General features: G+C 39.3%; 19 protein-coding genes. 12 read left to right on the top strand and 7 right to left on the bottom strand.

What is annotated here, in order from left to right; translation table 11 throughout:
- Nucleotides 1–57 precede the first annotated feature (57 nt).
- The 4 genes from VNZ46_RS25555 to VNZ46_RS25540 form a co-directional block, all read right to left on the bottom strand.
- Complete coding sequence (locus VNZ46_RS25555; protein ID WP_325563889.1) at nucleotides 58–1,056, bottom strand: FecR family protein; 999 nt, start codon at nucleotides 1,054–1,056, stop codon at nucleotides 58–60.
- 124 nt (nucleotides 1,057–1,180) lie between these two features.
- On the bottom strand, nucleotides 1,181–1,744 hold the full coding sequence (locus tag VNZ46_RS25550; protein WP_325563888.1) for an RNA polymerase sigma-70 factor: 564 nt from the start codon (nucleotides 1,742–1,744) through the stop codon (nucleotides 1,181–1,183).
- 100 nt (nucleotides 1,745–1,844) lie between these two features.
- The gene (locus VNZ46_RS25545) at nucleotides 1,845–2,645 is read right to left on the bottom strand and encodes an AraC family transcriptional regulator (protein ID WP_325563887.1); all 801 of its coding nucleotides are present in this window, start codon (nucleotides 2,643–2,645) and stop codon (nucleotides 1,845–1,847) included.
- Between the two features lie 19 nt (nucleotides 2,646–2,664).
- Complete coding sequence (locus VNZ46_RS25540; RefSeq protein ID WP_325563886.1) at nucleotides 2,665–3,795, bottom strand: MBL fold metallo-hydrolase; 1,131 nt, start codon at nucleotides 3,793–3,795, stop codon at nucleotides 2,665–2,667.
- Nucleotides 3,796–3,953: 158 nt separating this feature from the next.
- On the opposite strand from VNZ46_RS25540, the gene VNZ46_RS25535 reads away from it, so the two are divergent.
- Nucleotides 3,954–4,352: a DUF6122 family protein gene (locus tag VNZ46_RS25535; RefSeq protein ID WP_325563884.1), complete on the top strand. Its 399-nt coding sequence runs from the start codon at nucleotides 3,954–3,956 to the stop codon at nucleotides 4,350–4,352.
- Here VNZ46_RS25535 and VNZ46_RS25530 read toward each other — a convergent pair.
- Nucleotides 4,337–4,795: a MaoC family dehydratase gene (locus VNZ46_RS25530; protein ID WP_199083182.1), complete on the bottom strand. Its 459-nt coding sequence runs from the start codon at nucleotides 4,793–4,795 to the stop codon at nucleotides 4,337–4,339. The two genes, VNZ46_RS25535 and VNZ46_RS25530, sit on opposite strands and share 16 nt — an antisense overlap.
- Nucleotides 4,796–4,920: 125 nt before the next feature.
- On the opposite strand from VNZ46_RS25530, the gene msrA reads away from it, so the two are divergent.
- From msrA to VNZ46_RS25505, 5 genes are all read left to right on the top strand, one after another.
- Entirely contained in the window at nucleotides 4,921–5,412 is a 492-nt protein-coding gene (msrA, locus tag VNZ46_RS25525) for a peptide-methionine (S)-S-oxide reductase MsrA (RefSeq protein WP_325563881.1), read from the top strand.
- 82 nt (nucleotides 5,413–5,494) lie between these two features.
- Nucleotides 5,495–6,172, top strand: a complete 678-nt coding sequence (locus tag VNZ46_RS25520; RefSeq protein ID WP_325563879.1) for a response regulator transcription factor — start codon at nucleotides 5,495–5,497, stop codon at nucleotides 6,170–6,172.
- On the top strand, nucleotides 6,169–7,431 hold the full coding sequence (locus VNZ46_RS25515; protein ID WP_325563877.1) for a HAMP domain-containing sensor histidine kinase: 1,263 nt from the start codon (nucleotides 6,169–6,171) through the stop codon (nucleotides 7,429–7,431). Before VNZ46_RS25520 ends, VNZ46_RS25515 begins: the two co-directional genes overlap by 4 nt.
- Nucleotides 7,432–7,494: 63 nt before the next feature.
- Nucleotides 7,495–8,055 carry a YeeE/YedE family protein gene (locus VNZ46_RS25510; RefSeq protein WP_325563875.1) on the top strand — a complete coding sequence of 187 codons (561 nt, stop codon included), beginning with the start codon at nucleotides 7,495–7,497 and terminating at the stop codon, nucleotides 8,053–8,055.
- Nucleotides 8,056–8,057: 2 nt separating this feature from the next.
- Nucleotides 8,058–8,471: a DUF6691 family protein gene (locus VNZ46_RS25505; RefSeq protein WP_325563873.1), complete on the top strand. Its 414-nt coding sequence runs from the start codon at nucleotides 8,058–8,060 to the stop codon at nucleotides 8,469–8,471.
- 30 nt (nucleotides 8,472–8,501) lie between these two features.
- On the opposite strand, the gene VNZ46_RS25500 is transcribed toward VNZ46_RS25505, so the two are convergent.
- Nucleotides 8,502–9,422, bottom strand: coding sequence for an AraC family transcriptional regulator (locus tag VNZ46_RS25500; protein WP_325563871.1), 921 nt, complete (start codon nucleotides 9,420–9,422; stop codon nucleotides 8,502–8,504).
- A 144-nt stretch (nucleotides 9,423–9,566) separates the two neighbouring features.
- On the opposite strand from VNZ46_RS25500, the gene VNZ46_RS25495 reads away from it, so the two are divergent.
- The 4 genes from VNZ46_RS25495 to VNZ46_RS25480 all read left to right on the top strand — a co-directional run bounded on the left by VNZ46_RS25495 (nucleotide 9,567) and on the right by VNZ46_RS25480 (nucleotide 14,386).
- Nucleotides 9,567–10,790, top strand: coding sequence for an enolase C-terminal domain-like protein (locus VNZ46_RS25495; protein ID WP_325563869.1), 1,224 nt, complete (start codon nucleotides 9,567–9,569; stop codon nucleotides 10,788–10,790).
- Between the two features lie 10 nt (nucleotides 10,791–10,800).
- Nucleotides 10,801–12,444: a sodium:solute symporter gene (locus VNZ46_RS25490; protein ID WP_325563867.1), complete on the top strand. Its 1,644-nt coding sequence runs from the start codon at nucleotides 10,801–10,803 to the stop codon at nucleotides 12,442–12,444.
- 36 nt (nucleotides 12,445–12,480) lie between these two features.
- Nucleotides 12,481–13,248, top strand: coding sequence for an SDR family oxidoreductase (locus tag VNZ46_RS25485; protein WP_325563891.1), 768 nt, complete (start codon nucleotides 12,481–12,483; stop codon nucleotides 13,246–13,248).
- A gap of 61 nt (nucleotides 13,249–13,309) precedes the next feature.
- Nucleotides 13,310–14,386, top strand: a complete 1,077-nt coding sequence (locus tag VNZ46_RS25480) for a glycoside hydrolase family 18 (RefSeq protein WP_325563865.1) — start codon at nucleotides 13,310–13,312, stop codon at nucleotides 14,384–14,386.
- A gap of 66 nt (nucleotides 14,387–14,452) precedes the next feature.
- Here VNZ46_RS25480 and VNZ46_RS25475 read toward each other — a convergent pair whose 3' ends face one another.
- Complete coding sequence (locus VNZ46_RS25475) at nucleotides 14,453–15,661, bottom strand: PQQ-dependent sugar dehydrogenase (protein WP_325563863.1); 1,209 nt, start codon at nucleotides 15,659–15,661, stop codon at nucleotides 14,453–14,455.
- 272 nt (nucleotides 15,662–15,933) lie between these two features.
- On the opposite strand from VNZ46_RS25475, the gene VNZ46_RS25470 reads away from it, so the two are divergent.
- Both VNZ46_RS25470 and VNZ46_RS25465 read left to right on the top strand, forming a co-directional pair.
- Nucleotides 15,934–16,635, top strand: coding sequence for a hypothetical protein (locus VNZ46_RS25470; RefSeq protein WP_325563862.1), 702 nt, complete (start codon nucleotides 15,934–15,936; stop codon nucleotides 16,633–16,635).
- A 92-nt stretch (nucleotides 16,636–16,727) separates the two neighbouring features.
- Nucleotides 16,728–17,163 (top strand): alpha/beta hydrolase-fold protein (locus tag VNZ46_RS25465; protein ID WP_325563860.1); only part of this gene is annotated, 436 nt, incomplete at its 3' end.

The following is a 17,163-nucleotide window of genomic DNA, read 5'->3' as shown; positions in this document are numbered from 1 at the left end:
ATTGATTGGCGATAGCCCGGGATGAAGTTTGGCGACCGAACCCGGGTTTTTCTATTTTTATTTAGAGAGGATCCATGTGTTGTCTTGCTGATGGTATTTAGATTTCAGAGCAAAGGAGATACTTTCTATAACTTGTTTGAGGCCTGGATTTTCGAAACTGCCAGTATAGCGTTTGTTAACTAATTTCTCATCGGCAATGAAAAGTTTGACGCCATACCATCTTTCTAGTATCGGGCAAATTTCTAGTAATGTGAGGTTATCTAAAACCAATTTGTTATCCTTCCAGTCCATATATTTGGCTGTATTATACACCAATTGTGAGTAGAGTACTGGCTTTGCATCTGGCTCATAGATACCTTTCTGGTTTGCAGTGAGTATTAGATTTTCTGTAGCGGCTATTCCAGAAAAGCGGACTTTACCTTCTTCCACAACTACCCAGCTTAATTTTTCACTGGCGTAATCGCGCAGATTAAATCTGGTGCCCAGTACTTGTATTCTGGTCCGCTTCGAAGTGATCATAAATGGCTTTTTCGGATTCTTAGCTACCATAAAATAAGCTTCCCCTCTAAAACTAACTGATCTTTGGTTCTTTGCAAATTGCTGAGGAAAGCGTAATGTACTCTCAGAATTCATCCATACCTGAGTTCCGTCAGGCAGATTTACCCGGAGCTTTTCACCTCTTTTTGTATGGATTTCTTTATAAATCAGTTGAGCACTGGTTTGAATATTAAGATTATTCTGTACACCCGAATAATACAAAAAGTACATTGCACCAATCCCCAACAGGAAAGCAATACCAGCTGCAACTTGCCAGCCTAAACGAAATCGACGAATTTTTAGCTTGCTGTTTGGCACCTCCACGATATGACTCTGCTTCAATTCTAAATGCGCCCCGAGGTGTTCCCAACCCGTGTCTTCGAGCTGTTGAAGTTCTTTGCCTTCCAGAAATGTCATATTTACCTGGTCTGATTCTAACCATGCTTCTATAGCGGCGATTTCATTTGAATTGCACAGGCCCAGGTGATAACGCTGAATAATATCTTTATTGATTTCCATAAAGCTTTTTAAGCATCTGTAATGCCCTCTAAAAACAAGTTGTATGAACAGGAGATTTTCCTAGGCTTGGAATCAAAAAATATAAAATAATTTATAAATCTTTGATGTTCAGTCTGGTATTTTTTTAAGTTTTTGTCTGGAAAGTTTCAAGGTTGGCCCTTAAAAAGCTAATAGCTTTGTACAGATGGTATTCTACAGTTTTCTCCGAAATCAATAGGGCAGAGGCGATGCGCTTATTATTGAGTCCTTCTTGCTGGCTTAAACGATAAACCTCCCTGCAGCGACATGGTAATTGGTCTACCAGCAAATTCAATTTTCCATGAAGTTCGTTATAAGCTACTTTCTCTTCTGTGCAGTTGTGTGTACCACAATAATCTTGAAGTGCACATTCCAGCAATTGGGTCTGACGTATGCTCGTTCTAAGGTAATCGAAAGCCTGAAGTTTAGCTGAGCGAAAAAGATATTGCTCTATGGTGGTTCGTAACACGAGTTTTTCTCTGCGTTCCCAAATAGAAGCAAAAAGATCCTGTGCAATCTCGCTGGAGATTTCTTTATCGCTGGTATAGTGATAAATGATGCTGAATACTTTCTTCCAATAGGTACGATATAGATGTTCAAAGCCTGCTTCATCCATATACTGGATTAGATTCTTATCCTCCGGGTTAAGTTTGGGCTTATTATTAAACACAGCTTTTTGTAGTTTTTGCCCAAAGCTAAGTATTAAATGGAATCAATCTAAATAAAATAAAAAAAATATAAAAAGAAACTTCATGAGGTTTTGTCTATTCTCACAGATGTTTTTCCAATTTGCTTAATAATGACGGCACCAGACCATACTTCTTTTTGAATGCAAAAGAGAAGTGAGACAGATCTTCAAATCCAAGATCAATATAGATGTCAGATGGTTTTTTACCTTTCTTTTCCATCAGAAAATAGGCTTCTTCTAACCTTTTTTTTACCAACCATCTGCTCGGCGTATCTTGAAATGTGGTTTTAAAATCTCTTTTAAACGCAGATAGACTCCGGCCCGTTAAATAAGCAAAACGCTCTACGCTAACGTTGAATTTATAATTTCGATTCATGAATTCTTCCAGATTAATTTTTTCGGGAGTTCCAAAGTCGAAGAAAATACTGTGCAATTCAGGGTGTTTTTGCAATAGGATCAATAAAAGTTCTTCCCTTTTGATATTAGAAAAAACTTCATCCATTTTGCCATTATTGCCATAATAAGGCGTAAGAGAATTGATGAAGCTATTGATCAGATCATCTCTTTTTAAGAGTATAAAGGCATTTTGATTATCGGCAACAGAAGCTGTACCTTGATGTTTAAGCTGGAAAGACTTTAGAAATGCTTTATCAAAAATGACAACTACCTTTTCCATCCCTCCATCATGTGTCTGTTTATGGTACCTGGCCAAACGATTTTTTTTTACAATACAGGAATCGCCGGCTTTCAGTTCATATTTTTTATTACCGTCATATCCGGTAATTGACCCCTTTACTAAAAACAGAAAAAAGTGTTCTGAAATGAATTGTTCAGGTGATATTTCAGGACCAATGTAGCAAGACTTTGTTTCAATGTATTTCATACGTTCGTCTTATGATCATCTAATTTACTTGTTTCCACCACTCTGGAAAAACATGGGTGGTGTCGCGGAGATTTACGCTTTCACCGATAATGGGGGTAACCAAAGGAAGATGATGTGCTCTGGCGAGTTCGGTTACCTTGATCAGCGGCTCATTCCATGGATGCATAGCAAGCATAAATTTAGAGGAATGTACAGGGAAAAGCCTTCTGGCCTTTAAATCCAGTGCAGCCTGAATTACTTGTTCGGGCAGCATGTGAATAGCTTTCCAGGCAATATTATATTGCCCATTTTCTAAGATGGCTAGATCTATAGGCCCAAATTGACGGCCAATTTCAGCAAAATGAGTGTCATAACCGCTGTCACCGCCAACATATATCTTAGTTGTGGGTGTTTGTAGCACGTAGGACATCCAAAGCGTATTATTTCTGGTAAATCCTCTGCCTGAAAAATGCCTGGCAGGAGTAGTATGTAGTTTAAATCCGTCAGCCAGGGAGATCGTTTCATTCCAGTCGCTTTCTATGATTTCCTTTGCAGGATAGCCCCAGCTTTCAAAATGCGCACCCACACCCAAACCACAGATTACAGTTTTTACTTTATCTTTCAATTTGACGATGGTTTCATAATCCAGATGGTCGTAATGATCATGACTAATGAGTAGGTAATCAATAGCTGGCAGATCTTCTACTGTATATCTGTCTGTACCTTTAAAGGCTTTTACTGTTCCAGGTAATGGTGAAGCAGTTCCACTAAATACAGGATCTACTAAAAAGCGCTTTCCCTCAATCTGGATAAAATAGGAAGAATGACCAAACCATACCAGCACCTCAGCATCTGCCGGAAGGTTTATCAAATCGGTTTTAGTAGATGGAATTTGGCCAGCAGGCTTTCTCCTTGGATGGTCTTTGAATAATTGATCGTAAATGATACCGAACATACTATATCCTTCGGTTAGATCGGGTGTGTAGTGTGTATTTTGAAATTTACCATCCTTATACCGTGGTGATTTTTTAAGAAGATCTAAGCGTTCAGCAGAAGGAGCTTTTCCAAATTTTGGTTGTCTGATATAGAAAAAGGTGGTTATCGCCAAAAGCAATAGTATACTTAACAAGATGGTCATAATTCGTTTAATGATTTTTAAGAACCGTTTCATTCTCTAATTTAATTGCACAAAGGTGGGAATAAAAATTACAGATTGTTTTGTTAAAAGGTCCAGTTTAACTTTGTTGAGAGGTTCATAGTTGCACCAATCCTAAATATTATAAATCTTTTGATAATTATGCTACGATTAAAATTTATATTTATCGGAGTATGAGTCCGCATCTGTTTTTTGCATTAAAACCTATAGTCCACTATAGTTTACATTTCCTGGCACCTGGTTTAATAGCATATGTATTTTTCAGAAATGAATGGAAAAAGGCCTGGCTAATTATGATCGCGACTATGCTCGTGGATGCCGATCATCTGCTGGCCACCCCGATTTTTGATCCGGATAGATGCAGCATTGGATATCATCCTTTGCATTCTTACTACGCCATTGTGCTTTATTTTGTTCTGCTCTTTTTTCCAAAAACACGGATAATTGCAGTTGGATTACTCTTTCATATGTTTACAGACTGGCAAGATTGCCAATGGGCCTTATGGTTAGGCCCACCACTGAGTATGGGCCCCTATATCATGGTTAATCCAATATATTATATGAAATGGTAAAGAAAGACAACATTGCCAACATAAGCTGGTTTTGGTTGATCTTTAATAGCAAGCGTTGCTTCAATAATAACCTTCGTCGTACCACGCAAATTGGCTATCGATATCAGCTTAGCCTTTAACTGAACATCACTGTCTACCAATACCGGTTGACCAAATTTAAAACTCTCAATACCGTAGTTGATTTCCATTTTAATGTTGCGGACATCTGCAATCTGCTTCCATAGATAGGGTATTAAAGATAAAGTTAAATAGCCATGTGCAATAGTCGCTTTAAATGGGCCTTCATTTGCGGCTTTTTCTTTATCAACATGTATCCATTGATGATCAAATGTTGCATCTGCGAATTTATTGATCTGATCCTGATCGATTTTATGCCAATTAGAAACGCCTAATTCCTGACCCAAATGCGATTGATATTCTTCGAAGTTATTGATTATTAGCATGTATTATTGTTTCGTTATTAAAAATTACGTTAGCCCAGCGAGCTTCAGATGATGAATTTACTGAAATTAAACCAAAATATACCTGTTGTCAGTGTATCTTTATACAATTAAAAAGAAAAATATATATGGATACTGAAAAAGCAATTCTGGCTGGCGGATGCTTTTGGGGAGTGGAAGAACTTATTCGACATTATCCCGGAGTGATTTCAACAGTTGTCGGATACACCGGAGGAGATGTTCCCAATGCTACTTACCGAAATCATGGTACACATGCTGAGGCTATTGAGATTACGTTTGATCCTGCCATCTTGTCTTATCGCAAACTTCTTGAATATTTCTTCCAGATTCATGATCCGACAACGAGAAACAGGCAGGGAAATGATATAGGTACATCTTATCGTTCTGCTATTTTCTATTTGGATGAAAGACAGCAACAGGTCGCAAAAGGTTTGATTGATGAGATGGAAGCTTCTGGTATATGGCCGGGAAAAATCATAACAGAACTCGTTCCAGAGACTGATTTTTGGAACGCCGAAGAAGAGCATCAGAATTACCTCCAAAAGCATCCTTATGGATATACCTGTCACTTTGAAAGACCAGATTGGAAACTTGGATAGCATATAGGCAAAAGCAATCCGGGTTTACGAGTTCATTCATACAAATGAAGGCAATAAGCAAAGTATTAACAATTATATACTGATGAAAATTCTAGTCATTGAAGACGAACAGGCACTTTTAGAAAGCATTCTTGCTTATTTTATAGGAGAAGGGAATATCTGCGAGTTTGCTTCCAACTTTGCATCTGCATCTGAAAAGATCGCACTTTATAACTACGATTGTATTTTGCTTGACCTGGGCCTTCCTGATGGTGAAGGACTTGAACTCTTGTCGCAACTGAAACAGATGAAGAAAAAGGACGGTGTCCTTATCCTATCGGCGAGGCATTCTCTTGATGACAGACTTGCTGGCCTTGATCTCGGTGCCGACGATTATTTGGTGAAACCCTTTCATCTTTCTGAGCTAAAAGCAAGAGTAAGTGCAATTGTGAGAAGAAAAAACTTCGATGGTGATAATTTGATACTATTTAATGAAATTAAAGTCGATGTATCTGCCATGAAGACTTCTGTATTCAATAATCAGATAGTTCTTACCAAAAAGGAATTTGATCTGCTTGTTTATTTTCTTGCCAACAAAAATAAAATAGTGACAAAAAATGCCATGGCCGAACACTTATGGGGAGATGAAATGGACTTATCGAACGATTTTGATTTTATCTATACTCATGTAAAAAACCTGAAAAAGAAATTGGCTGAAGCAGGTGGGAAGGACTATTTACGTTCAGTATATGGAATCGGTTATAAATTTGGAGATGCATGAAGTTGTCAACCAGATATAATCGTGCAAACCTCCTGACTTCATTGGTTATCCTGATCATTACAGGTATTATTTATTATGTAGTCATTCACTTTATATTAACAGAAAGACTGGACCGGGATTTGGCTGTAGAAGAGAACGAAATTCGTCAATATACACAGACCTATCAAAAATTGCCGCTCCCAGCCAGCTACCTGGACCAACAGGTTTCATATAAAGAGATTAATGGTGATGTATCTGGCATACGGGATTTCAGTTATACAACTTATGTCAATCCGAAGGAAAAAGAGGTAGAACCTGGCCGGAGCTTGGTTACTACAGTATCTCTAAAGGGTAAGGTCTACCAGGTTACAATTACCAAGTCAAGGGTAGAATCTGAAGATCTTGTACGCATTATCTTACTCATCACATTGGGTGTCACCGTTATTCTATTACTTTCATTAATTCTCATAAATCGCTTTGTATTGAGCCGGTTATGGAGACCATTTTACTCAATCCTAAACAGAATGAAGGCTTTTGAGGTTACAAAAATGGAAAACATAAAGGAGGAGCCAACAGAGGTAGATGAGTTTAGGGAGCTAAATGAATCTGTAAATGCTATGGCAAAAAAGGTAAGACAGGATTATAAGGAACTCAAAAGCTTTACAGATAATGCATCACATGAAATGATGACTCCTCTGGCAGTGATCAACTCCAAGCTTGACTCCCTGCTTCAGACAGAAACCTTTACAGAACAACAAGGACATCTCCTTGAGGATATTTATCATGCAACAGGAAGACTTTCCAGGCTTCATCAATCACTTCTATTACTTGCGAAAATTGAAAATAATATTATTCCAGACGCCGAAAATATCGATATTCAAGAAATGCTTGAGGGAAAGATCCGGCAATTCCATGAGTTATTTCAGAAAGATGGGCTAGAGGTTAACGCTCAGCTGGAAAAAACTGAAATTACGATGAGCAGATATCTGGCAGATATCCTTTTGAATAATCTCTTCAGCAATTCAGTTAGGCATAACCACACAGGAGGCCATATCGATGTAAAACTTGCTTCAAACATCATGGTAATTTCCAATACTGGTAAAGACAAACGTGTTCGGGACAGAATCTTTGATCGTTTTTCTAAATCTGCTGAATCAGAAGGAATGGGGCTTGGATTGGCAATCAGCAAGCAGATTTGTACATTATATGGATTTGAACTCGAATACAGATATTTAGATAATATGCATTCCTTTAAGATTTATTTTAAAAAGAATCTTTAACAGACCGGCTAAAAAGATCAAATGAATTTATGATAACTTTTAAATATTGATAATCTATCTTTTATGCTTTTAGAACTCATTAAACAGCCATGGCCATGGTACATTTCTGGGATAGTTATAGCATTCATTATGATTGCTTTGCTTTTTTTTGGAAAATCATTTGGCTTTTCATCTAATCTTCGCACCATTTGCAGCATGATAGGCGCTGGTAAAAAAGTGCGCTTTTTTGATTTCAACTGGAAAGTCCAGAAATGGAATTTGTTTTTTCTTGTAGGCGCGGTCATCGGAGGATATATAGCCTCTACGTTTTTAGAGAGCAATGTCCCTCTAAACTTATCTAAATCGACCATTGCTGATCTAGCTAGACTAGGAATTCAATTTGACGGCGGTTTAAACCCACCTCAGTTATTTGATTTTAAATCGCTGGCCTCTTTCAAAGTTGTTCTTACACTCCTGCTTGGAGGTATGCTTGTTGGCTTTGGGAGCAGGTACGCTGGCGGTTGTACATCTGGTCATGCCATCAGCGGTCTTTCAAATCTTCAACTCCCTTCTTTAGTTGCAGTTATAGGCTTCTTTATCGGCGGTCTTATCATGACACATTTTTTATTTCCAATTATTTTTTAGCAATGAAGTTTCTCAAATACATTTTTACAGGAATAATTTTCGGAATCGTAATGGTTAAATCTGAAGCGATGTCCTGGTACCGTATACAGGAAATGTTTCGTTTTCAGGCTTTCCATATGTACGGAATCATAGGCACGGCGGTAGTTTGCGGAGTAATTGCTGTATTTTTAATAAAGAAAGCAGGTGTGAAAGACCTGCACGGGCAACCCATAAAATTTCAAAACAAGGATAAAAGCTGGAGAAAATACATCATAGGTGGGACCATTTTTGGCCTTGGCTGGGCACTTACAGGTGCATGCCCGGGGCCAATTTTTGTTGGCATAGGATATGGCTATCTGGGAATGGTTGTTGTAGCAATCGGAGCTTTAACAGGCACTTATCTATATGGTGTTGTGAAAGATAAATTGCCTCATTAGTTAGGTTAATCAGATGGATTATTCGACTGCTTATTTATTCAGTCCATTATTTATAACTCTGTATTGCTTCGGAGAAATACCCATTATTTTTTTAAACAAGCGTGAAAAATAATAAGGATCATCATAGCCAAGGCTAATGGCTACATCCTTGATTTTAGTTCCCGTACTGTACAACAAGTGACATGATTGCTGGATTTTTAACTGTATAAAATATTCCATAGGCGAGATTCCTGTTGACTGACGGAATAGACTTGAAAAGTGGGAGGCTGAAAGTTTATGGCGTGCGGAGAAATCTTCCACAGTAAACTTATTAGCCAGTTCACTCCGCATAAAAACAATTGTTTCTCTCACTATCCCTTTATCCTCGTTTCCTGTAAAATGTTGTTCCGGATATAGAAAAGTAGACAAAAAATGGTATAAACACATATTTGCATTATTCAGATTATCCTTACTGTATCCCATTTCAAGGCATCGATACATATCGTTCCAAATCTGAATTCCTTTTTCATTATAATGAATTTGTTGAGGGCCATCACCCAGGGTGATGTTCAGGGTCTGGTTAAAGGCATCTATTTCTTTACCACTAAAATGCACCCAAAATATAGTCCATGGCTGATCCTGATCTGCAGCATATTTTAAATACCTTGTCGTTGCTGGAATTTGAAAAAATTGATTCGGCCCAACTTCATATCTCTTCTTATCAATCATATACCACCCTTTTCCACCAATACAATAAATAAAAATATTGTCTTCGCAACCCTTCCTGCGTTCACGAAAATGTGAGGAAGCCTTAGGGAAATAGCCTATATGGGTAATAAAAATTTGATTCAAAAGTGCATTTACAGTGTCGGTATTCTTATAGATCATATTAGGTAAACTGATCAACTTTTGCCCCTCAAATCCATCTCTTACTTTCTTCTTGCGCTTATTATCTGCTGTACTTAACGTCATACATAGCTGGGATTGATAGCTAAAGCTACCATTTTAATCGAATAATCCATTAAAATAGAGAGATAATTCATTGCTGATTGATCTATATGGGATTAGTTTTGATTTCTAACTAAATATTTACTGATTATCTATAATACGGGATAAATGATAAAGAAAATACAGATCAATGACTTGCGTTTTCCCCTAGGCAAAGGGGCAGGAAGTGACGCTATCCATAGCGATCCCATCTATTCTTATGCGGTAACCAACCTGATTGACGACAGCGGTCTTACAGGAACAGGGTTTGCTTTTACATTGGGTGAAGGAAATGACCTGGTCTGCAAAGCAGCTCAGTTTTATGCGGAGCAGCTGAAAGGTAAAGATATTGAAGAGCTGATGTCTGATTTTGGGGCATTGTTTAACCGTCTTTCCAATGAACAGCAGTTCCGCTGGTTAGGCCCCCATAAAGGCGTAGTACATTTGGCTCTAGCTTCAGTAACCAATGCTTGTTACGATTTATGGGCAAAGAAAAGGGGAGTACCGCTATGGAAATTACTGATTGATCTTTCACCAGAAGAAATTGTGAAGACGCTTGATCTTTCTTACCTGGAAGATGTACTTAGTCCAGAGCAGGCGTTAAATCTATTAAAAGATAATTATGCAGGTAAAGAAAGCCGGTATGGAATACTCAGCTCAGGTTATCCTGGCTATGATACCTCTATTGGTTGGTTCAATTATAGCGACGAAAAAGTACGTGAAAACTGTGTCAGAGCAGTTGCAGAAGGATTTACGGCGATGAAGCTGAAAGTGGGAAGCAAAGATTCAGAAAGAGATATCCGCCGGTCTCATATTGTAAGAGAAGTGGCCGGACCGGACATCAAAGTGATGCTCGACGCCAACCAGCAATGGACCTTACCACAAGCACTTAAAATATGCAAAGAATTTCAAAGTATGCAACCTTACTGGGTTGAGGAACCGACCCATCCCGATGATGTAATAGCACATAAAACCCTGGCTGAAGCTATCGCACCAACTAAATTAGCGCTCGGTGAACATGTTCCCAATCGCATAATTTTTAAAAACTACCTGCAAACGGGAGCGGCAGGCTTTATGCAGCCAGATGCCGTGAGACTAGGTGGCGTAAGTGAATTCATTACAGTAAGTTTACTCTGCCGGAAATACGGCATTCCTGTAGTCCCTCATGTTGGGGATATGGGTCAATTGCATCAACACCTGGTCCTGTTTAATCATATTTCCATAGGTCATGAAGCTTTATTTTTAGAACATATACCACATCTGCAAAAACATTTTGTCCATCCTGCAATCATTGAAGGAGGAGTTTACAGAACTCCGATGGAAGCCGGAAGTAGTTGCGACTTGATTCATTAATATAAAAATTATGTTAAAATCTCTAGACTTGTGCATCAGTATTGCATATCTGCTTGGTATTCTGGCAATAGGGCTCTGGACGGGAATCCGCCATCGGCGCAAAAGCAAAACAAATACTGCCGGCGGGTATTTTCTCGCCGGAAAAACCCTTAAATGGCCAGCTATCGGTCTGGCACTTTTTGCGACGAATATATCCACTGTACATTTGGTTAGTTTGGCACAGAGCGGCTTTGATAGTGGTTTACTCAATGGAAATTTTGAATGGATGGCCGGTGTTACACTCGTACTTCTTGCCTTATTCTTTGTGCCATTTTATATCAAATCCGGGGTCGCCACTTTACCCGATTTTCTCGAAAAACGCTATGATCGTTCAAGCCGCGACTGGCTGGCTGTGATCTCAGTCGTTTCTGCCATCATTATTCACATCGCATTCTCTATGCTCGCTGGCGGTATTGTGCTAAAAACGTTGTTTGGGCTGAACATGTACCTCAGTGTTATCGTCATTTGTATTATAACAGCTATTTACACCATCATTGGTGGATTAAAAGCCGTAGTAGTCACCGAGTCGATACAAACTGTAGTATTGCTTACAGGAGCATTTATCATCAGTTACGCTGCTTTTCACAAAATGGGTGGCTGGAGTCATATGACGGATGTTCTGAAAAACACTGGCGAAATGAATAAATTATCCATGTTAAGACCATCTGGTGACAGTAGTGGAATGCCCTGGTATACCGTATTTTTAGGTTATCCTATTTTAGGAATCTGGTACTGGTGTGCCGATCAAACCATTGTTCAGCGTGTGCTGGGCGCTAAGGATGAGAATCATGCAAGGGTTGGATCTTTGTTCTGTGGCTTTCTTAAGATCCTTCCGGTATTTATTTTTGTTTTGCCGGGTCTGCTGGCCTATACCTTATCAAAATCGGGGCATTTGGACATCAGCAGCTTAGGAGTAGATGACAAAGGTCATGTTAATTCAAAAGGAATTTATACATTAATGATTACACAACTTCTGCCCACTGGCCTGGTTGGTGTATTGGTGGCAGCCCTTTTATCCGGCCTGATGAGCCAGGTGGCGGGTGCATTAAATTCCATATCCACCATGGTCAGTTACGATATGTACCAACGGTACCGTCCTGGTGCATCAGATAAGCAACTGATTTGGGCAGGCAAGCTATCAGCCGGTGTCGCACTTGTTTTTTCTCTTGCGCTGTTACCTTTACTGGGGAGGTACGAGAGCATCTTCAGCGGCATCAATGACATCATTGCGCATATTGCTCCACCAATCACATGTGTGTTTCTACTAGGCGTATTTTGGAAAGGAGCCTCTGCAGAATCAGCAAAGCTGACTTTATGGATTGGTTCTGCTTTAGGTGTAATTGTGTTTGCGGCCGGTAAGTTGTATCCCGAGACTATAATCGGACATATTCCCTTCATGATGATGGCCTTTTATCTGTTCTGCACCTGTGTCATCATACAGGTCAGCTTTTCGCGAATCTATCCTGTACAACATACCGATCAAAGTGCACAACTTTATTGGAAATCACCTTTAGAACCCTTATATGATGCAGGCTGGAAAGGTTTCGGCAACTATAAGGTGCTGTCGGTATTGCTACTTTTAGTAACAGGCGTACTATACTATATATTCAGATAGATGACTAAAAATTCAAAAATAAAGACGTTGGAAACAATGTTATTATCAGGCAAAGTAATCTTCCTTACAGGAGGATCTATGGGAATAGGTCTGGAATGTGCTAAAGCCTATGCTGCAGCGGGCGCTTGTGTTGTTATCGCAGCATCTTCCGAGCCATCTGTTAAAGAAGCAGTGAAACTGTTGGGCAAGGAGCATCATGGAATTGTTTGTGACGTTTCTTCAGGAGAGGATGTCGAGAAGGCCATACGCGAAACCCTGCATAAGTTTGGAAGGATTGATGCCATCCATAATAATGCAGGTATTGCCAGCCCCTCCAAACCCCTGCATGAAACCAGTGATGAAGAATGGCGGAAATTGATGGATGTAAATGTAATGAGTGTTTTGTTTACCACTCGTTTTGGTTTCGAAGAACTTAAAAGAACTAAAGGGTGTATTTTGAATACCAGTAGTCTTGTTGGCGAAATTGGTCAGGAAAATCATGCAGCCTATAGCGCAACCAAAGGTGCATTAAACACATTGACCAAATCAATGGCCCTTGATTATGCGCGTTATGGCATCCGCGTTAACGCCGTCCTCCCGGCCGGAGTCTGGACGCCTATGTTACGTGAATGGTCTAAAGAGCAACCAGATCCAAGCTCCATAGAAAAATACCTGGATGATATTCATCCTTTAGGCTATTGCCCTGAAGGCGATGTGATTGCTGATGCTTGTGTTTTTCTTCTTTCTGATCAATCCAGATTTATTACTGGCACGATATTACCAGTTAGTGGTGGGGCAGAATTAGGTTACCGGAGAAATTCCTAAGTCATCACCATCAATGATTGCTTGTTTTTTGTAATTTAGAAGAGCATATAAAAATCAACAAATGAAGCAACCGATACAGAAATATCCAATTTGGATAGGTTTACTGGTTATAATAACCGGTTTATTCTTTTCATTTACATCTACCAGATCCAGCTTAAATGGCAAGGATTCTACATCTTTATCAGCAGATTCGACAAGTTATTTAAAACAACTGCTTAAGTATAAAGCTAGTGATCATCTGTTGGCCGTAGGATATGTGGTTGCCGACGGTAATGACCCCGAAGCATCAACCAATTTATCAAATCTTCCCGACAGTCTCGATATTGTTTCACTTTTCGTGGGGTATGACCCAAACCCGGACCATTGGAGGGCAGCACAGAAAAAGGGAATTAAAATTGTGAAAACGATAGCGCCCAACAGTGCTTACTTTGATCACTCTGTAAATGATCCCATCACTAAAACCCCTGGCTATGTACGCCCTGCAGGCATAGATCCAAATGTAGCAAAAAGTACGAGTACCTATGACCATTATGCAAAAAACAAGTATATGGAATATGTTGTTCAGAATAGGTGGGATGGACTTGATGTCGATATAGAAACAGGAATGTTCGGTGCTGAGGTACCTGCGTACAACGCTGCGAAATTCCTTTCTGCCCTGGCAAAATATTTCGGCCCGAACTGTACCAGCTGCACCATCAACCCCAACGGAAAGAAGCCGCTTTTCATCTACGATACAGACGTTATTTTTAAAGGTAGAAATATAGGTTATGATGTTCTATTTGAGCCATCTAAATCAAATTACGATTATGTATATTTTCAGTCCTATATAGGAGGTAACCGCGCCTGGCGTGGATCTGGAACTCAGGATTTTCCTCCAATTGTTAAAGCATATGGCAGTAAGTTTATAGCGCTTGTAAATGGGGATCAATATATTTATGCAAATGGCGGTCAGGATTCTGCACCAGATGGTGATGCTAAAACCCTTGCCTCGCTGCTAAGTTATGCACAATGGATGAAAGACAACAATGGTGGGGGAGCAGGAGCTTATAGAATGAGCCGCGACTACAATCATAAGCCAGTTTTTAAAAATATCCGCGAAGCCATACAAATTATGAATCCGGGTACCAAATCGAAATAAAAGAGCTTCCTAAAACAGAAAATAGTTTAAGCCCTGCAGATCCTGGAAGAATCTGCAGGGCTTATTTTATTTCTTTGCAACTCTATAGAATCGTCCACCGTCAGTTACAGCATAAAGCGCTCCATCTTTTCCAACCGCAAGTGCACGGAAACGCTCACCTTCGCTTTTTAAGAACCTCTCCTCACCAACAACTTTATTGTTTTTGATCACCAACCTAACAATATGCGTACTACTTAAGCCGCCAACAAAAAGGTTGCCTTTCCATTCCGGAATAACGTTACTGTTATAAAAAGCAATTCCTGAAGGAGATACAACAGGATCCCAATAATAAACCGGCTGTTCCATGCCTTTCTTTTGCTGGATACCATCGCCCACTTTTTCACCACTGTATTCTATACCGTAGGTGATCACCGGCCACCCATAATTCTTTCCGGGGCGAATAATATTGATCTCATCACCACCTCTTGGTCCAAATTCAGATTCCCATAATTCGCCAGTTAGTGGATTTATAGCCAATCCTTCAGGACTACGAAGACCCAAAGCATAAATTTCAGGTCTTGCATTTGGTGTTTTAGAAAAAGGGCCGCCCGGAACAGCTTTCCCATCCTTAGTAAGGTGAATGATTTTTCCGAGAGACGAATTCAAGGCTTGTGCCTGCATCCGGATATCATTTCCTGAGCGCTCACCAGTACTTACAAATAAGTTTCCATTTTTATCAAAAACGATACGGGAACCAAATTGAAGCGTTCCTTTATAGGCCGGAGTGGCACGATAAATTACTTGTATATTTTCAATTTTAGTCTCATCTGCAGACAATTTACCTTTGGCAATCGCTAATAATGTGCCTCCGGATGTTTGTTCAGAATAATCCCAATAGATCATTCTGTTGCTGGCAAAATGCGGATCAATATTAACGTCGAGAAGGCCGCCTTGTCCATCCGGTACAACTTTAGGTAAGCCGGTTATTTTTTTTACTATTTTTCCAGTAGTGGTTATAATACACATGGTTCCCAGCTTTTCAGAAACTAAAAAGCGCCCATCGGGTAAAACACAGATTCCCCAGGGATGTTCCAAATCCTTACTTAATAAAGTAACAGAGACAGGTGTTTTGGTTTTTACACCTGCAATACGTGTTTGCCCGGTAAATGCGGGCTTATATTTTGTATTTGCCGGCTGGGTTTCCACCGGTGATTGAGCATCACCATTGTTACAGGCTAATATAGAAATCAGGCCGACAGCAAAGAGAGTAGAAGCTTTTTTACTAATAGGTTGCATAATTAAAAAAGGTTATAGGTGAATTAATTAGAAAAACGGAATGCATAGTCAATTTATAAAGTTAACAATTTACTGCTCTATATGTTTAAACGGAATTTGTTCCTTTCCATGTCTTAATTAATATCACCGCTCTTGACCAACAATAAGAGCATTTATAAACTGAATTGCCTCATTAAAGGAGTTGTTTATAATCGGGGTGCTGGCTTTTTCTTTTTAACAGAGTAGCGTTAGCTCGATGAGATACGTTAGTATATTAACCAAATTAAACTTTTATGAAACAGATCTCTACTTTCTTATTATTTTTCGGACTACTTCCACTATCATTAAAAGCACAACAGCTAGAAATTCGCGCCAACTTAAATTCAGGTCTTTATTCTTATCGGGGCGCTGGGGCAGAATCTGTTTCCAGGATCAATGGTGCAACTTATACGAATAACCCTTATGGATCAAAAGGAGGGCTCAGCTATGGCCTTTCTTTTAATATCAGGAAAGTAACCCAGCATCATTTTATTTATGGAGCTGATTTGGGCTATGAAATGCTAAGAAGTAGGGTGAATTTAGATTACCAAGGCATAATTGGTGATATAGCATCCTCTTTTAAAGGCAACACCTACCTAAATAATTCTTTCATAAATTTGTTTCCATATATGGGCGGGCGTTTCCTTATTGGCAAACGTACCTTTGATTTAGTGGGAGGAATGGACATAGGACGTATTTTGAGTTCTACCGAAAAGGGACATGCAAAATCTACAGACAATGCAGCCTTTGACATTCAAACTTCTGTTGATCGATTAAACAGGAAAAATGATCTTAGGCCGAGAATTCAACTGTCTACAGAATTTGATCATGGGATTGGTGTTTACATCGGTTATTCTCACGGAATTAAAGATTATAAAGAAAAGGTACTTGGAGGCGGTAAAAGCGAAACCTATTCCCGAATGTGGCGTCTCGGTGTATCTTATCGATTGAAATGATAGAGGTTCGTGTGATTTTATGCAGAAGTTAGCCCATTACATTTTTACCCATTATACTAAGGCTTTTTTTATAGCTTTACGGCGATCTAACTATGAAAAGACAAGTACTACGAATCCTATTTCTGTTTTTAATCTCCAGCACGATTTATGCCCAGGAGAAGACCCAACCTCTAACTATTGGTGTTACCACACTGTTAGAATCGAAAGAATTGGATGAAACCCGTAAAATTAACATCTATCTACCAGAGGACTATAAGGAAACGGATACAACCAAATACCCGGTGATTTATATCCTTGATGGCGGTCTGGAAGAAGATTTCATTCACATTACAGGGATAGTGAGGTACAATACCCAGCCTTGGGTAAACCGCTTTCCAAAATCTATAGTTGTAGGAATAGAGAATACCAACCGCCGAAGAGATTTTACCTTTCCGGTGCCTGACCTCGATTTTCTAAAAAAAATGGGCTTCAAAAAAGAACAGTATCCACAATATGGAGGCTCTTCCAAATACATTAATTTTTTAGAAA

Origin of the sequence: Pedobacter sp. (assembly GCF_035566355.1) — a bacterium.
Lineage (GTDB): Bacteria > Bacteroidota > Bacteroidia > Sphingobacteriales > Sphingobacteriaceae > Pedobacter.
Note: the sequence above shows the minus strand (reverse complement) of the source record. Positions and strands in the feature narration are given on the sequence as shown.

What these genes read in the sequence shown, in the direction of transcription:
- VNZ46_RS25545 (WP_325563887.1), bottom strand. Translation starts at nt 2,645, where the DNA reads ATGAAATACATTGAAACAAAGTCTTGCTACATTGGTCCTGAAATATCA.
- VNZ46_RS25485 (WP_325563891.1), top strand. Translation starts at nt 12,481, where the DNA reads ATGTTATTATCAGGCAAAGTAATCTTCCTTACAGGAGGATCTATGGGA.
- VNZ46_RS25535 (WP_325563884.1), top strand. Translation starts at nt 3,954, where the DNA reads ATGAGTCCGCATCTGTTTTTTGCATTAAAACCTATAGTCCACTATAGT.
- VNZ46_RS25555 (WP_325563889.1), bottom strand. Translation starts at nt 1,056, where the DNA reads ATGGAAATCAATAAAGATATTATTCAGCGTTATCACCTGGGCCTGTGC.
- VNZ46_RS25530 (WP_199083182.1), bottom strand. Translation starts at nt 4,795, where the DNA reads ATGCTAATAATCAATAACTTCGAAGAATATCAATCGCATTTGGGTCAG.
- VNZ46_RS25515 (WP_325563877.1), top strand. Translation starts at nt 6,169, where the DNA reads ATGAAGTTGTCAACCAGATATAATCGTGCAAACCTCCTGACTTCATTG.
- VNZ46_RS25495 (WP_325563869.1), top strand. Translation starts at nt 9,567, where the DNA reads ATGATAAAGAAAATACAGATCAATGACTTGCGTTTTCCCCTAGGCAAA.
- VNZ46_RS25540 (WP_325563886.1), bottom strand. Translation starts at nt 3,795, where the DNA reads ATGAAACGGTTCTTAAAAATCATTAAACGAATTATGACCATCTTGTTA.
- VNZ46_RS25520 (WP_325563879.1), top strand. Translation starts at nt 5,495, where the DNA reads ATGAAAATTCTAGTCATTGAAGACGAACAGGCACTTTTAGAAAGCATT.
- VNZ46_RS25510 (WP_325563875.1), top strand. Translation starts at nt 7,495, where the DNA reads ATGCTTTTAGAACTCATTAAACAGCCATGGCCATGGTACATTTCTGGG.
- VNZ46_RS25505 (WP_325563873.1), top strand. Translation starts at nt 8,058, where the DNA reads ATGAAGTTTCTCAAATACATTTTTACAGGAATAATTTTCGGAATCGTA.
- msrA (WP_325563881.1), top strand. Translation starts at nt 4,921, where the DNA reads ATGGATACTGAAAAAGCAATTCTGGCTGGCGGATGCTTTTGGGGAGTG.
- VNZ46_RS25490 (WP_325563867.1), top strand. Translation starts at nt 10,801, where the DNA reads ATGTTAAAATCTCTAGACTTGTGCATCAGTATTGCATATCTGCTTGGT.
- VNZ46_RS25470 (WP_325563862.1), top strand. Translation starts at nt 15,934, where the DNA reads ATGAAACAGATCTCTACTTTCTTATTATTTTTCGGACTACTTCCACTA.
- VNZ46_RS25500 (WP_325563871.1), bottom strand. Translation starts at nt 9,422, where the DNA reads ATGACGTTAAGTACAGCAGATAATAAGCGCAAGAAGAAAGTAAGAGAT.
- VNZ46_RS25475 (WP_325563863.1), bottom strand. Translation starts at nt 15,661, where the DNA reads ATGCAACCTATTAGTAAAAAAGCTTCTACTCTCTTTGCTGTCGGCCTG.
- VNZ46_RS25480 (WP_325563865.1), top strand. Translation starts at nt 13,310, where the DNA reads ATGAAGCAACCGATACAGAAATATCCAATTTGGATAGGTTTACTGGTT.